The sequence below is a fragment of the Pseudoalteromonas sp. S2755 genome, assembly GCF_005886535.1.
Lineage (GTDB): Bacteria > Pseudomonadota > Gammaproteobacteria > Enterobacterales > Alteromonadaceae > Pseudoalteromonas.
The window spans coordinates 12,910-27,928 of the sequence record NZ_PNDS01000002.1; the positions used below are offsets into that span (position 1 = coordinate 12,910).

The following is a 15,019-nucleotide window of genomic DNA, read 5'->3' on the forward strand; positions in this document are numbered from 1 at the left end:
ACGCTTTTTGCTTAATCTTTTTGCCTAATATAACCCTGTTTCGAGTTCAGCGACTTCCACCGTAATGGTGAGGCGCTGACCACCTCTGAGTACTTCAAACTCGAGTTTAGTGCCAGGCGCGGTATTGCCAATTGTCTTTAATGTCCTTTGCGGATTAGTCACAGGCTCTTCACCTACTTTAACCACAATATCGTGCTCTTTCATGCCTGCTTGCCATGCGGGGCCTAGCGGGTCTAATTCGCTCACCGCAAGGCCGACAATTGGTGTGTAGAGATCTGTTACGCTTTTACCTGTGTTATCAACTGGCGTGCCTCTAAAGCCGAGATAGCCTCGGATCACTCTGCCATCCATAATGAGTTTATGCATGACGTCCAGTGCAAGATCATAAGGGATCGCAAAAGAGATACCTTGGATATCAATATTCAAACGCGTGCGAAACTGTGCTGAGGTAATGCCAACAAGCGCGCCATTTGAATTGACAACGGCACCACCCGAGTTACCAACATTAATTGCCGCATCCATTTGCAGCAAATTATTGAACTGGCTTTCAGTGAGTGTCTGTTTTCCTGTTGCACTGATAATACCTTGCGTAATGGTTTGTCCAATGTTCAGTGGGTTACCAATTGCGAGCACCACATCACCGACACGCGGTGAGTAGTCATTATCGATAGGAATGACAGGCAAATTCTCAGCTGGAATTTTTAATAAAGCTAAGTCCGTAATGGTATCAAAGCCTATCAGCTGTGTATCGCTATACTGGCGGCCATCAGGAAGAAGCACAATGATTTGATCGGCATTATTCACCACATGATAGTTTGTCAGTATGTAACCATCTCGGCTCATAATAACGCCAGAGCCAAGTTCTCTAACCGTGCTTTGACGCTGATATCTCGGCTGACTGCTAAAGCCCTCGGAAAAAATTGTAACGACCGCTGGAGCCGTTTTTTCTACAGCATCAGCAAAACTCATATGATGGGCCTGAATATGTGGGGCCTCAAGTTTTGGTAAGTTATCCCTCAGCTCAGGATTAAACCAAATGATGATAAAAGCGATCCCTAGTCCGGCAAGCAGCGGTGGAAAAATGAATTTAATTAATTTGAACACAAGAGCTTATATTTATCGTTATCTAATACTGCTAATAATGACACAAAAAAAAACACAGCGACAAGTTTCGCTGTGTTTCATTTTTAATATTTGTCGATCTGGTTACTGAATAAGGTAGAAAACCGTCTCCCGATCGCGTTTAATCCCAAGTACTATATTGCCTTTAATACCATTAATTAGCTTAGACATTTCTTTAACGCTAGTGACGCGTTTTCGATTCACTTGCATGATCACATCGCCCTCTTCAAGTCCAACACGTGCTGCTGGTGAGCGAGGCTCTATGGATGTGATAACGACACCTTCATTGCCATTGCGCTCGCCACTCTCAAGTACCGCGCCTCGTAAGTTTGGATGTACATCCTCAGCGTTAGCCTGCTCTTCTTGCTTACCACCAAGCTCTACGTCGATAAACTTAGTTTTGCCATCACGGTAGACACCAAGTCGTACCTCACGACCTTCACCCATCGTAGCTACTTTACCGTGGAGTTCATTGAAGCTTTCAATGTCGTCGCCGTTTAGGCTGACAATGACATCATTGGCTTTCAGACCCGCTTTGTCTGCTGCTGAATCTTCCACCACGCGCATGACATAAGCACCGCGTTTAACATCAAAGCCTTGTGCTTTAGCCAGACCTGCATCTAAGGTACGACCCAAAATACCTAATGAACCACGACGAACTTCTCCGTACTCAACAATTTGGTCCACTAGGTTTTTCATCATGTTTGACGGAATAGCAAAGCCGATCCCGACGTTACCGCCTGACGCGCCTAAAATAGCAGTGTTGATACCAATGAGTTCGCCGTTTAAGTTAACTAATGCACCACCTGAGTTACCTTGATTGATTGCTGCATCTGTTTGGATAAAGTCTTCATAGCCTTCGATATTTAAGCCGCTACGGCCTAGTGCGCTGATTATTCCTGAGGTGACTGTATGACTTAATCCAAATGGGTTACCAATAGCAACGGAAAAATCACCCACTCTCAACTTGTCTGAATTAGCGAGTTTTATTTCTGTTAGGTCTTCGCCATCGATTTGTAGCAATGCGATATCAGATTCGGCGTCGCTACCGATTAATTTAGCCTCAAACTCTCTGCCATCCTTTAAAGTGACAAGCATTTCGTCTGCATCATCAATAACGTGATTGTTTGTAACGACATAGCCTTTATCTGCATCGATGATGACACCTGAGCCGAGGCCACTAAAAGGGCGCTTTTGACTACGTGGCTGCGGTTGTCCAAAGAAAAAATCGAAAGGGTCGACGCGGCGACGCACTTCTTTAGCGCCTTTTACTTGGATACTAACAACGCCGGGGGCTACTTTTTCTAGCATGGGCGCTAGCGTTGGCAGTTGCTGGCCGTCTACGGCAACAGGAAGTTTGGCCATGCTTTGCTGCGGTAACAGCAATAAGCTAGAAGAAAGTAAAGCGGCCGATAACAAAGATAGTTTAAATTTCATAGTCGTGAAGTACTCCGCTATTAGCGTTAATATAGGTCATAAGAGGCTGATAACTAGCCTCTTATTAGTAATCAATAACTCCTTTTAAAGACTATGGGGTCGACAAAAAGTTTCATCAAGAGGCTTTAATTTGCTCACTTTCTTTTTTTTGACCAGAAAACAACCCAGTTTCACCCTCTGCATAATCACTTGGTGGCGCCTCAAAGCTTGGATCTTGCTTACGTCTTCTCTCTGGACGTGCTTGAAGAGAAGCTTGTAGCTGTTCTGTGGTCTCTTTCGAGAAAAAAGGATCAGCAGGATGAGATGGACGCTCCTGCGTAAGTAGCTGATTCGTTTCTTCCACGTGGGTAAGCAACTGCTGATAGCTATCTTGCATTTTATTTACCAGCTTTTTGGTGCTAGCCAGGTGATCTGATACGTCTTGACGATATTGCTCAAGGTCGTGTTTAGCTTGCTGTGCTTGCACTTCCAGTTCGTCGTGTTTGAACTGCTTTTTCGTTACAAAGCCACCTAAAAAGAATGCAGCAATGGCAACAATGATCAGTAATCCAAGCCAGGTAACGGTAGTCATAGGTTTCTCCCTGTGTGCCTCAACGGCAAATAAAATTAAAACTCTGTTAGAGTTAAATATACGCTGTGAATACAGTCGTGTTAATATAACCTACAAACAAATCGTAAAAAAATATTTAAGTCGATGACGCCTTGGGAAAAATATCAGCAAGACCTACAACGTGATGATTTTCAATATGACAGTGCGCAAGAAAATGCCGTAAAGCATTTACAGCGACTGTATGACGACCTTGTCAATCAGCCACCAGTTAAACAAAGTTTCTTCTCACGCTTGTTTGGCAAAGTTGAGCAACCAAAAGTGAAGGGTTTATACTTTTGGGGGGGAGTAGGGCGTGGAAAAACTTATTTAGTTGATACTTTCTACGATGCGTTGCCGATGGAGCGCAAAATGCGGGTGCATTTTCACCGCTTTATGCATCGTGTTCACGCAGAATTGAAAAAGCTCAAAGACGTAAAAAATCCGCTGGAAAGCATAGCCGACACTTTTAAATCAGAAACTGATCTTATTTGTTTTGATGAGTTTTTTGTCCAAGACATCACCGATGCCATGCTACTTGGTGGATTAATGCAGGCGCTGTTTGAACGTGGAATAGTATTGGTAGCGACTTCTAATATAATCCCCGATGAACTGTACCGAAATGGGCTGCAGCGAGCTCGATTTTTACCTGCCATTGAGTTGGTAAAGGCCAATACAGAGGTTGTTAATGTAGACTCGGGTATTGACTATCGTTTACGTACTTTGGAACAAGCGGAAATTTTTCACAGTCCGCTTGATAAGCAAGCTGATGAAAACTTATTCGATTATTTTAACAAATTGTCTCCAGAGCCGGGTACCGCTGGCCAAGCAATTGAGATTGAAGGCCGGATGATCCAAACTCGAATGGTGTCTGACTGTATCGTTATGTTTGATTTCCCTGCACTATGTGAAACCGCTCGTTCGCAAGTGGATTACATGGAAATCAGCCGGTTATATAACACCGTTATCTTGTCTAATGTGAAGCAAATGGGCCAGCAAAACGATGATGCTGCAAGACGTTTTATAGCGCTTGTGGATGAATTTTACGAGCGAAATGTGACGCTTATCATCTCGGCGGCGGCGCCTATTACTGAACTTTATACCGATGGCACACTGAATTTTGAGTTCAAACGTTGCATAAGCCGTTTGCAAGAAATGCAGTCCCATGAATACTTAGCAAGAGAGCATTTAGCCTAACGGCAATTACTTTTTTGTTAAGAGGGCTTGTTCGGTGGGGGGGTTGTAAACATCCTATTTGAACGAGCTCTTGTCGCGTACACGTCGTCACTTCGCTGGATTTTTTGCCTTTTCTATTTTTTTCGAAATTCTTCAGATTTTCTTGTAGAAAAAAGCACCAAGCGCTGGTTTTCACCCAGAAGGCTTGCTATAATCCGCGGCCTGCCACGTTGCGTTCTATTGCCCTCGTCGGCTTAGCCACTGACTTGAGCGGCATAAAAGTCTTAAACTCGAAGGGGTTAAAGCAAATACAAGTAGAGCGGTAGTCCAAGGACTGCCTGTGGTTTTAAAATTGAAAACTTTGGATTTTTATAATGAAAACGTTTGTTGCTAAACCAGAAACTGTAAAACGTGACTGGTACGTAGTTGACGCTGAAGGTAAAACTTTAGGTCGCATCGCTACTGAAATCGCTCGTCGCCTTCGCGGTAAGCACAAAGCTGAGTATACTCCACACGTTGACACTGGTGATTACATCATCGTAATCAACGCTGAGAAAGTTACTGTAACTGGTAATAAAACTCAGGACAAAATGTACTATGCTCACTCTGGTTACCCAGGTGGCCTTAAGTCTATCAACTTTGAGAAACTTCAAGCTAAAAAGCCTGAAATGATCATCGAGAAAGCGGTTAAAGGCATGTTACCTCGCGGTCCTCTAGGTCGTGAAATGTTCCGTAAACTTAAAGTTTACGCTGGTAACGAGCACAACCACGCTGCACAGCAGCCTCAGGTTCTAGACATTTAAGGAGCACTATCATGGCAAATCAATACTACGGTACAGGTCGTCGTAAAAGTTCAAGTGCTCGCGTATTCCTACGCCCAGGCACTGGCAACATCGTAATCAATAAGCGCTCTTTAGAAGAGTTCTTCGGTCGTGAAACTTCTCGCATGGTTGTTCGTCAGCCTCTAGAGCTAGTTGAAATGACAGAAAAGTTTGATCTATACATCACTGTTGCAGGTGGTGGTACAACTGGTCAAGCGGGTGCTATCCGTCACGGTATCACACGTGCACTAATGGAGTTTGACGAGTCTCTACGTCCAGCTCTACGTAAAGCTGGCTTTGTTACTCGCGATGCTCGTAAAGTTGAGCGTAAGAAAGTTGGTCTTAAGAAAGCACGTAAGAAGACACAGTTCTCTAAGCGTTAATTTATTACGTTTCAAGAATTCAAAAACCCAGCGTATGCTGGGTTTTTTGTTTTTAGCATCTCCTATGCATATCAATCTCTCGTATTTACGAAGTATCTAGTTCGTTTTATTCTGCGTATTTGCTCAAAAATATCGCGTCGAGTTAAAAAAGTTCAATAAATATAATAATTAGTGCAATTCGAGCGGTAACTTGGCGGTTTTTTTTGCTACAATTGGCGGAGCAAGTAGAAAGACCTGAGATCCAGTCATGCGATTTGGTGCGTATCCTTAGTCGGGGGTTGATCTTAGTCAGTATATTGTTGTGTCAGACGCGATATCATGAATACGCGGTTTCATGCTCGAAGTAATCATAGATGATTATCTGCGGGTTTATTCGGGCATGGATCTGGAATAACCTTGTTTTAATCAAGGTATTTATTTATGATCGCGTCTATTTTGTAATTTCTTAAATTAACCTGCTGTAACTGATGTTCTCAATATAGCAAGTGTTGGGAATCAAGTGGAGATAAGTGGATGAGCAATGCGCCTGTAGACAACAGCCGACGTCGCTTTTTAACTATCGCTACCTCTGTTGTAGGTGGCGTTGGTGCGGTTGGAGCTGCTGTTCCTTTTATTGCGTCCTGGAATCCAAGTGAGCGAGCTAAATCTGCAGGTGCGCCTGTAGAAGTAGATATCAGCAAACTTGAGTCTGGACAACTTATTCGTGTTGAGTGGCGAGGCAAACCAGTTTGGATTGTTAATCGTACACCAAAAATGCTAGAACAAATGAAGCAACACGAAGACCAACTTCGTGATCCTAACTCTGAAGAGCCACAACAGTTGGCGTCTGCGCAGAACGGTTTTCGTTCTAAGCGACCTGAGATCTTCGTCGCTGTTGGGATTTGTACTCACTTAGGATGTTCACCATCTTTCCTTAACGGAAGTTTTGGCGAAAAAGTAGAAGGCACTGATAGTGGTTTCTTCTGTCCTTGTCACGGTTCGAAGTTTGATATGGCGGGTCGCGTATTCCAAAACGTACCTGCACCTCTAAACTTAGAGATCCCACCGTATACCTTTATTGACGACACTACTATTTTGGTAGGTGAAGAAGAAGGGGTTGCATAATGTCTGTAAATGTAGATAAAACAGAAGATACGGGCGTAGTGGGCAAAGTTGTTGATTGGATCGATGCTCGCATACCAATGACTCGCGTCTGGAATATGCACATTGCTCAATACCCAGCGCCTAAGAACTTTAACTTCTGGTACTTGTTTGGTTCACTCGCCATTTTAGTATTGGTAAACCAGATTGTGACTGGTATCTGGCTGACTATGAACTTTGTACCTTCTGCTGAAGGTGCCTTTGCATCAGTAGAATACATCATGCGTGATGTTGAATATGGTTGGTTATTGCGATACTTACACTCCACTGGCGCGTCCGCGTTCTTCGTGGTGGTCTATCTCCATATGTTCCGCGGTATGATTTATGGTTCTTACCAAAAACCACGCGAACTTCTATGGTTGTTTGGTATGTTTATCTTCCTAGCGCTAATGGCTGAAGCATTCATGGGATACTTACTTCCTTGGGGTCAGATGTCTTTCTGGGGTGCTCAGGTAATCATTTCATTATTCGGTGCAATCCCTGTAATTGGCGATGACTTAACGCTTTGGATCCGTGGTGACTACGTTATTTCAGGTGCAACGCTTAACCGCTTCTTTGCACTACATGTTATTGCACTACCATTAGTACTGGTTATCTTGGTATTCCTTCACATTGTTGCACTTCACGAAGTAGGCTCGAACAACCCAGACGGTGTTGAGATCAAGCGTAAGAAAGGCTCTGTGGCTGAGGAAGACAAGCCTAAATTTAAATTCCATGAATACTACACTGACAAAAAAGATATTGTGGATGCAATTCCCTTCCACCCTTACTACACAGTAAAAGATGTCTTAGGTGTTGCTGGCTTCTTAATTTTCTTCTGCGCAATTGTTTTCTTCGCACCAGAAATGAACGGTTTCTTCCTTGAAGCGCCAAACTTTGAAGCAGCAAACCCACTGAAAACGCCGGAGCACATTTTCCCAGTTTGGTACTTTACACCATTCTATGCGATCCTTCGTGCAATCCCAGATAAGCTAATCGGTGTACTTGCGATGGGTGCATCAATCGTAGCATTGGCACTATTGCCTTGGATTGATCGTGGTTCTGTTCGTTCGATTCGCTACCGCTGTGGTTTCCATAAGTTGAACATTGCTCAGTTTGTTGTCACTTTTGTTATCCTTGGTTGGATTGGTGCAACACCGCAAACTGACTTTAAAACGCTATTGTCGCAAATTACGACAGTAACTTACTTCATGTTCTTCGTATTGCTATTCTTCTACAGTAAAAATGAGAAGACGAAGCCACTACCAACGAGGTTGACGAAATGATGAAAAAGCTAGTAATCGGTTTATTCGCATTGTTGCCAACGTTATCGATGGCAGCGGGTCCATCAGTACCTTTGATGGAAGCAAATAATGACCTAACAGATAAAGCATCTTTACAGCGTGGCGCTAAGTTATTTATGAACTACTGCCTTGGTTGTCACCAGATGCAGTATCAGCGTTATGAGCGTACTTTCCGTGATATTGGTATTCCAACAGATATTGGTCAAGAAACGCTGATTTTCGATGGTTCTAAAGTGGGTAGCCATATTAAAAACTCTATGGCGAAAGATGATGCAGCAAAGTGGTTTGGTGCGGCTCCACCAGACTTAACACTTATCTCTCGTGTTAAGTCACCGGATTACATCTATACTTACTTGAAATCATTCTATAAAGATGAGTCTCGCCCATTTGGTGTAAATAACATTGTTTTCCCATTGGTGGGTATGCCTCACGTACTACAAGAATTGCAAGGCTTGCCAACTCCAATCACAGAAGAGCATGAAGTTGAGGTGGTTGAAAATGGTGAAAAAGTCATGAAAACCGTCACCAAAGTTGTCGGCACTGAAACAGATGGTACCGGTGAGATGAGTGTTGATGAATATGACCAAGCAGCACGTGACCTGACAAACTTCTTAGCTTATGTAGGTGAGCCTTCTCGCCTAGAGTCAGAAGCTTTGGGTATTAAGGTTATTGGTTTCTTAGTTATCTTCTTCATCCTGGCATTCTTCTTGAAGAAAGAATACTGGAGAGATGTTCATTAATTTGAATATTCAAAGGTAATTTTTGCAATAGGGGCGTTCGCCCCTTTTGCTGTTTAAAGTGATTTAATTACTTTTAGTTTTTTAATGGAGGTAGGCATGGCCGTTGCTGCCAATAAGCGCCCTGTAATGACACTTTTTTCTGGGTCAAACTGTATGTACAGTCACCAAGTACGTATTGTACTTGCTGAGAAAGGTGTAAGTGTTGATATTCATCAGGCTGAAAAGGACAACTTACCAGAAGCTCTACACGAGATTAATCCGTATGGTACTGTTCCTACGCTAATCGATCGTGAGCTTGGCTTGTACCAAGCGAATATCATTATGGAGTATCTAGACGAGCGCTTCCCGCATCCTCCTCTGATGCCTGTATATCCAGTAATGCGTGGTCGTAGTCGTTTAATGATGCATCGCATTGAAACTGATTGGTATTCACTTGCTGAAAAGGTTTCTGCGGGCGGCGACGAAGCGGCTCAAGCTCGTAAAGAGTTAACTGAAGCGCTGCTAGCTGTAGCACCTATTTTCAATGAAGCACCTTACTTCATGAGTGAAGAGTTCAGCTTAGTCGATTGTTATTTAGCTCCACTGCTTTGGCGCTTACCTCAGCTTGGTATTGAGCTGAATGGCGCTGGTAGCAAAGAGCTAAAAGAGTACATGCTGCGTTTATTTGAACGTGACTCATTCCAAGCATCGTTAACGGATGCAGAGCGTGAGATCAGATCGTAATGACGTCTAATCGTCCTTACTTACTACGTGCATTTTACGAGTGGATTGTCGATAACGAATGTACACCGCATTTAGTGGTGAACGCGGACTTTCCCTCGGTACAGGTTCCAACACAGTTTGTGCAAGAAGGGCAGATTGTGTTGAACGTAAGCCCATCTGCTGTGACGAATTTCTCAATGGATAACCAAGCACTGAGCTTTAATGCTCGGTTTGGTGGCCAGCCAATGCAAGTATACGTACCTAACGGTGCGGTATTGGCTATCTATGCCAGAGAAAATGGTGAGGGCACGGTATTTACACCTGAAGAAGAAGTCTTTGAAGATGAAGAGCTTGATTTGGTAGAAGAGACGGAAGTCTCACAGTCGCCAGAGACTAAGCCGGAACCTGAAAAGAAAAAAGGTTCTCACCTTCGAGTGATAAAATAAAAAAACCTGCGAATGCAGGTTTTTTTATGACTATATGTTATTGGTATCATATGTACTCAAAGGCTTTGATCACACGTTTTACACCATTAATATTTCTGGCGATTTCTACCGCGGAGTTTGCTTCTTGCTTGGAAACTAAACCCATTAAGAACACTTCTGCATTCTCGGTAACGACCTTAATATTTGCACCATTGACCTCGTCGGCAGCGAGTAATTTGGTTTTAACCTTAGAGGTCAGCCAAGTATCATGTGTCTGAGTTGCGATACCTATATTTGAGCTTATTCTTAACTGATTATGGACCTGCTTAATCCCTGCAACGTTCTGTAACGCACGCTCAGCTTCCGTTTTCATTTCTTGATTGGTAACCTGACCAATCATTAATACTACACCATTAACACTCACCAGTGTGATGTTGGCATGATCTGCAAGGCGCTTAATCTCTTTGATAGCAAGCGTGCCTTTAATCTCGATATTGTTATCGTCAATTTGTGCACCGATAGTGCGCCTATCATTTGCAGCAGAGACCGCACCGGCTGTACCAGCAACTACCGCAGCAGCACACCCTTGTAGTAACAAGATGGCGGCAAGTAAAGAGGTTATTCTCATCATCATACTTCGTCCTGAGGGAATAAAATTGCGTCTATTAGCTCACTTAAACAGTGAGTATTGAATACTTGTGACTCGATTATCCGGCTTGGGCGTTTACTTGGGATCCGGATCTCTACATCCTGAGGGCCCAACAGGCCGGTAATTTCACCACCATCATCGCCAACTAGCGCAATGACTTTCATATCTCTCGTAAGAGCCGCTTCCACTGCGCCAATAACCGCCTTTTCTTGCCCGTTTATGGCATACGCCACCAGCAAGTCACCTTGCTGCGCAAATGCGCGTATTTGCTTGGCAAAGCGCTCTCTGGCTTTGCCATTTTCTGGTGACGCCAAATTATATTGCTCATTCGTTAGTGCAATCGCGGGCAGACACGGGCGTTCGGTTTCGTAAAAGTTGCTTAAGATGGTTGCGAAGTGGTGCGCCAACATATGATTACTTGGCGCGCCGCAGCAGATGATTTTATTGCCATTGATCAGGCTCTGAGCCATAGTCATCGCTGCGGTTTCTAGCGCTTTAGGCAATACTTCGCCCGCCGCTATCTGCGCTTGAATTGACTCTGTAAATATAGATTTTATAGATTCTTGCATGCTAAAAAATATTTCTAATCCAGTTTATTTCAGGGGGATCGGCCCCTTGAATGGCAACAAAGTCGACTCTAAGTTGCGTGTTATGCAAATTTTGCTGTGCTAAATAATTATAAATACTACGCTTTAATCTTTGAAGCTTAGTTTTTGATAGTGCGTTAATTGCGCCACCAAAGTGGCTGCTATCGCGATACTTTACTTCAATAAACACTAAGGTTTGCGACTCTCGCATAATGAGGTCTATCTCTCCGTATTTACAGAGATAGTTTCTGGTGACGGGGGTTAATCCTTGTTTTACCAAGAATTGCTCCGCAATCACCTCAAAATGCTCGCCCTTACTCCGTGTGTTGCTAAATAATCCTTTAAACATCCAGATATCCTATCTGATCAAAGAGTCTCCCGCAGGTTTCTCTTGTTGCATAAATAATGGTAGCGGAGGCTGTTCATCTAAGCTCACCAAACGAATTTGTTTATTATGATACTGTGCCCAACTGAGCTTTCGCACAACATCACTGCCACCGCGGATGCTGAGCTGACCGGTTAAGCCATCAAAACTTTTACCCGAGAGCCAAGCCAATTGGCGCAGCTCGGGGACTAAATTCGTGGCGTCATATGCCATTGCAAACAGGCGCTGTTCTATATCAGCCTGTTCAGGCCATAAAGATTGGTATTCATCTCGAAGCGGTGCTTTTTCAACAGCACCCGGTAGCATCCAAGGCTGCTCGGTAAAATAAAGCCCTTCTAAATCGCCCTTATCAGTAACATCAATTTGTTTACTATAGCTGCGAGAGCTTGCATATAAAGGGATCCTGTCAGCAAACGTACTGACATTGACGTCTAAATAAGGCTTAAGCAGTCGAGTTTCCATTGCATCACCTAAAATATAGATGGCATCAATATCGCGTCTAGAGCGCGTTTCGCTTTTGACCTCTTTACGAAATAGACTTTTTATGACGCTAGTGCGTGCTTTGGATGCGTCGACCTCTAAAATATCCGTGATGACATCCGCCATATTGGTACTATTAGTATAATAACCCACTTCTGGCGCGGTCTCACTATAGCGTTTCCAGCCTTGATCAAAATGCTCAATCAACCGCTTACCAGAGGCATTTGCTGGAGCCAGTAACATGGGCTTTTTATAGCCTTTAGCAAGAAAGTGCTTCATTGCTTGTTCGACTTCATGCTCTGGGTTAAGCGCAAAAAAGTACTGTTCACTGCTGCTAGGCGTGAGCGTCTCACGAGCATTTAAAAATAAGGTTGGATAAGCCGCAAAACCTTTGTCAGCGAGTAGTTTTTCAACGTTGGATTTTAATAATGGACCAATGACAAAATCGACATTTGCTTCAGCAAGTTGCGTTATGATTTCAGACTCGGATGCCATTTCATCAATAAAGAAGATCTCTTCGATCGCACCTTCGTCAGTGGCAGCCAAGAAACCATTTTTGAGCGCTGTACCGAGTCGCTCGCTCGCGCCAGATTGTGGTAGTAACACCGCAAGTCTTTTAACTTGGTAAGGTTCAAGCGCAACCGCGCCTTGTAAATCTTTAGGCAGCAAAGCAACCGCAGGGTGATTAGTAAAACGACGACGCCAATTATTCATGGCTTGGTCGAGCTGGACGCTTGAACCCAAATAAATTTGTTGATACTTAGCTAGCGTCACCCAACCACGCTGTAAAACAGAGCCAGAATCAAAGCGTTCTAGGGCGTAACTTGATAGCTGCTGAAGCGCGAGCCAAATCTCTTCGTTTAACCCGGCCACCGCTAAGTTATGTTCATTGGCAATATCGGCCGCTTTAAAGTACTCGACCAAGGCTTTTTTTGGTAGTTGCTGGGAGGCATAAATACTACCTAGTAAATACTCATACCAAGCTTGGTGCTCAGGGGTGTTGAGCCTACCCTCTAGAGTGTTCAGGATGGCTAACGCATTGGCATACTGCGACAATTCTTTGCGAGCAAGAGCGATGTATAATTTGTTTTGAATATGATCAACACTGGCTTTAGCTTCCATCGCTAAACCAATTTGCTCTAATATTTGCCAGTCTTTTTCTAAGATAGCAGCGTCTCTGGCTGCATATAGCAATTGGATTTTGGCAACGCCTTCTTTACTCTGCGCCCTTGCAAATAACGACGCGGCATTGTCATCCGATTGGCTAACGGCTTTAGTTGTTTTAGTTTCTTGGGGGGATTTGGTGACATTTGTGCTTGTACTACAAGCGGATAACCCCGACAATATGGCAACTAAAAGCGCTATCTTTTTAAACTGCACAGGCAAACCTTCTTTTTCACGACTGAGTGGATATCTTACTGACTGATATTGGAGAGCTCAATGGCTAATCTTCACAACGAAAACAAAATCGGCACCCTACATATTGTAGCGACACCAATAGGTAATTTAGATGACATCAGTGAACGTGCACTGAAAGTGTTAAGTCAGGTCGATTTAATCGCTGCCGAAGATACGCGCCACACCGGTAAATTATTGAGCCACTTTAGCATTAAAGCAAAAACTTTTGCACTGCATGATCACAACGAGAAGCAAAAAGCGCAGCAAATTTTAGATTGGTTAAACGAAGGTAAAGACATCGCGCTAGTGTCTGATGCGGGAACGCCGCTTATCAGCGATCCGGGCTATGCCGTGGTAAACCTGTGCCGTGAAGCAGGTGCTACCGTCACTCCCGTTCCTGGCGCGTGTGCCGCCATTGCTGCGGTGAGTTGTTCTGGCTTACCAACAGATAAATTCCAATTCGTGGGATTTTCACCAGCAAAAAGCCAATCGCGTCAGCAATTTTTTAAAGATGCAGTCGCCTCTGGCATTACCAGTATCTTGTACGAAAGCACCCACCGCATTATGGCAAGTCTAGAAGATATGAAAATCGCACTGGGCGAAACACAACAAGTCGTTTTTGCTAAAGAACTGACCAAAACCTATGAAACCTTTTTCAGCGGCACGGTTATTGAGCTCATTGAGTTTTTAACCGCAACGCCTGAAAAGCAAAAAGGTGAACTGGTGTTGATGCTACCCGGTGAACAAAGGGATGAGCAAGCATTAACGCCAGAAGCGAAAAAGCTGATTGAGTTACTAGAACCAGAAATGCCATTGAAGAAGGCCTGCGGCATGGCAGCTGAATACCTAGGACTCAAAAAGAACGCCTTGTATAAGGCTATCATTGCTGAGCGAGAAGCGTAATACACGCAATTTATCGCGTGCGTTATTGCATTAAAGTGCGTATAATCGCCCGCCTGAGTCAGCCGGATAATCGCTGCCTGTGACGAAAATGATCAGGGGGAGGAAAGTCCGGGCTCCAATGGGCAGGGTGCCAGCTAACGGCTGGGGGGCGTGAGCCTACGACAAGTGCAGCAGAGAGAAGACCGCCTAAGTCCTTCGGGACCGGTAAGGGTGAAAGGGTGCGGTAAGAGCGCACCGGGCCACTGGTAACAGTTGGTTGCAAGGTAAACTCCACCCGGAGCAAGACCAAATAGGGTTCCTTATGGTGTGGCCCGCATCGGAACCGGGTAGGTTGCTTGAGCCTAGGAGCGATCCTAGGCCTAGACGAATGATTATCGATCTCCTTCGGGAGTGAACAGAACCCGGCTTATAGGCTGACTCACCAAATTACATCAAAGCCCGTAGTTAACGCTACGGGCTTTTTGTTTCTAGGAGTTATGTATAAAACCCACTCCGTGCATACAAAACAGCGGCTTACCTGCTCAGTCAAAATTGTATATTAAACGTGAAAAAAGCGATTAATAAACCAGTCCAACAGATTGAAGGGGTAAGTGAATATGAGATCATTATAGTAATCACATCACCAAAACTGAGATCTTTATTTTATTTACTTATGCAAGCTAATATCACGCCAGTGCGGGTCGATGTGCTTAGAGCGAAAAATGCTGTTTGCTGTCGAAGGCTATCAATTCAGTAAATCAAAACACAAAAAATGAGACAGTATCACTATGGCTCATGGTGTTAAGTGTTTTTACGTTAAACG

The 15,019-nt window shown here is 44.0% G+C and carries 16 protein-coding genes and 1 other RNA gene; 10 read left to right on the forward strand and 7 right to left on the reverse strand.

The genetic code is table 11. From position 1 onward, the window contains the following. Positions 1 to 24 precede the first annotated feature (24 nt). The 3 genes from CWC03_RS00675 to CWC03_RS00685 all read right to left on the reverse strand — a co-directional run bounded on the left by CWC03_RS00675 (position 25) and on the right by CWC03_RS00685 (position 3,130). Entirely contained in the window at positions 25 to 1,104 is a 1,080-nt protein-coding gene (locus tag CWC03_RS00675; protein WP_138580172.1) for a trypsin-like peptidase domain-containing protein, read from the reverse strand. Between the two features lie 102 nt (positions 1,105 to 1,206). Then, the gene (locus CWC03_RS00680) at positions 1,207 to 2,559 is read right to left on the reverse strand and encodes a DegQ family serine endoprotease (protein ID WP_138580173.1); all 1,353 of its coding nucleotides are present in this window, start codon (positions 2,557 to 2,559) and stop codon (positions 1,207 to 1,209) included. Positions 2,560 to 2,674: 115 nt separating this feature from the next. Continuing rightward, complete coding sequence (locus tag CWC03_RS00685) at positions 2,675 to 3,130, reverse strand: Z-ring associated ZapG family protein (protein ID WP_099030731.1); 456 nt, start codon at positions 3,128 to 3,130, stop codon at positions 2,675 to 2,677. Positions 3,131 to 3,253: 123 nt separating this feature from the next. Between CWC03_RS00685 and zapE the strand changes: the two genes are divergently transcribed. The 8 genes from zapE (at position 3,254) to CWC03_RS00725 (ending at position 9,836) form a co-directional block, all read left to right on the forward strand. Next, positions 3,254 to 4,342 carry a cell division protein ZapE gene (gene zapE, locus CWC03_RS00690; RefSeq protein WP_138580174.1) on the forward strand — a complete coding sequence of 363 codons (1,089 nt, stop codon included), beginning with the start codon at positions 3,254 to 3,256 and terminating at the stop codon, positions 4,340 to 4,342. A gap of 353 nt (positions 4,343 to 4,695) precedes the next feature. After that, positions 4,696 to 5,124 carry a 50S ribosomal protein L13 gene (rplM, locus tag CWC03_RS00695; protein WP_010376694.1) on the forward strand — a complete coding sequence of 143 codons (429 nt, stop codon included), beginning with the start codon at positions 4,696 to 4,698 and terminating at the stop codon, positions 5,122 to 5,124. 8 nt (positions 5,125 to 5,132) lie between these two features. Beyond that, positions 5,133 to 5,525: a 30S ribosomal protein S9 gene (gene rpsI / locus CWC03_RS00700; RefSeq protein ID WP_161796706.1), complete on the forward strand. Its 393-nt coding sequence runs from the start codon at positions 5,133 to 5,135 to the stop codon at positions 5,523 to 5,525. Between the two features lie 513 nt (positions 5,526 to 6,038). Continuing rightward, the gene (petA, locus tag CWC03_RS00705) at positions 6,039 to 6,629 is read left to right on the forward strand and encodes a ubiquinol-cytochrome c reductase iron-sulfur subunit (protein ID WP_095728873.1); all 591 of its coding nucleotides are present in this window, start codon (positions 6,039 to 6,041) and stop codon (positions 6,627 to 6,629) included. Next, on the forward strand, positions 6,629 to 7,930 hold the full coding sequence (locus tag CWC03_RS00710) for a cytochrome b (protein ID WP_138580175.1): 1,302 nt from the start codon (positions 6,629 to 6,631) through the stop codon (positions 7,928 to 7,930). The genes petA and CWC03_RS00710 overlap by 1 nt, the downstream gene beginning before the upstream one ends. After that, positions 7,927 to 8,688 carry a cytochrome c1 gene (locus tag CWC03_RS00715; protein WP_138580176.1) on the forward strand — a complete coding sequence of 254 codons (762 nt, stop codon included), beginning with the start codon at positions 7,927 to 7,929 and terminating at the stop codon, positions 8,686 to 8,688. The genes CWC03_RS00710 and CWC03_RS00715 overlap by 4 nt, the downstream gene beginning before the upstream one ends. A 96-nt stretch (positions 8,689 to 8,784) precedes the next feature. Then, complete coding sequence (gene sspA, locus CWC03_RS00720) at positions 8,785 to 9,411, forward strand: stringent starvation protein SspA (protein ID WP_095728872.1); 627 nt, start codon at positions 8,785 to 8,787, stop codon at positions 9,409 to 9,411. Further along, complete coding sequence (locus CWC03_RS00725; RefSeq protein WP_138580177.1) at positions 9,411 to 9,836, forward strand: ClpXP protease specificity-enhancing factor; 426 nt, start codon at positions 9,411 to 9,413, stop codon at positions 9,834 to 9,836. Before sspA ends, CWC03_RS00725 begins: the two co-directional genes overlap by 1 nt. 46 nt (positions 9,837 to 9,882) lie before the next feature. On the opposite strand, the gene dolP is transcribed toward CWC03_RS00725, so the two are convergent. Genes dolP through CWC03_RS00745 form a run of 4 tightly spaced genes read right to left on the reverse strand, consistent with a single transcriptional unit; the run spans position 9,883 to position 13,296 of the window. After that, a complete protein-coding gene (gene dolP, locus CWC03_RS00730; RefSeq protein ID WP_138580178.1) occupies positions 9,883 to 10,449 on the reverse strand; it encodes a division/outer membrane stress-associated lipid-binding lipoprotein in 567 nt (188 codons plus the stop codon). Then, positions 10,446 to 11,033 (reverse strand): SIS domain-containing protein, encoded by a 588-nt coding sequence (locus tag CWC03_RS00735; RefSeq protein WP_138580179.1) that lies wholly within the window; start codon positions 11,031 to 11,033, stop codon positions 10,446 to 10,448. The genes dolP and CWC03_RS00735 overlap by 4 nt, the downstream gene beginning before the upstream one ends. A gap of 1 nt (position 11,034) precedes the next feature. Next, positions 11,035 to 11,400, reverse strand: coding sequence for a YraN family protein (locus tag CWC03_RS00740; protein WP_069020035.1), 366 nt, complete (start codon positions 11,398 to 11,400; stop codon positions 11,035 to 11,037). Between the two features lie 9 nt (positions 11,401 to 11,409). Further along, positions 11,410 to 13,296, reverse strand: coding sequence for a penicillin-binding protein activator (locus CWC03_RS00745; protein ID WP_138580180.1), 1,887 nt, complete (start codon positions 13,294 to 13,296; stop codon positions 11,410 to 11,412). A gap of 60 nt (positions 13,297 to 13,356) precedes the next feature. On the opposite strand from CWC03_RS00745, the gene rsmI reads away from it, so the two are divergent. Together rsmI and rnpB are read left to right on the forward strand one after the other, a co-directional pair. Continuing rightward, complete coding sequence (gene rsmI / locus CWC03_RS00750; protein WP_138580181.1) at positions 13,357 to 14,217, forward strand: 16S rRNA (cytidine(1402)-2'-O)-methyltransferase; 861 nt, start codon at positions 13,357 to 13,359, stop codon at positions 14,215 to 14,217. A gap of 54 nt (positions 14,218 to 14,271) precedes the next feature. Beyond that, an RNA gene (gene rnpB / locus CWC03_RS00755) (RNase P RNA component class A) lies at positions 14,272 to 14,642 on the forward strand. Positions 14,643 to 15,019: the final 377 nt, after the last annotated feature.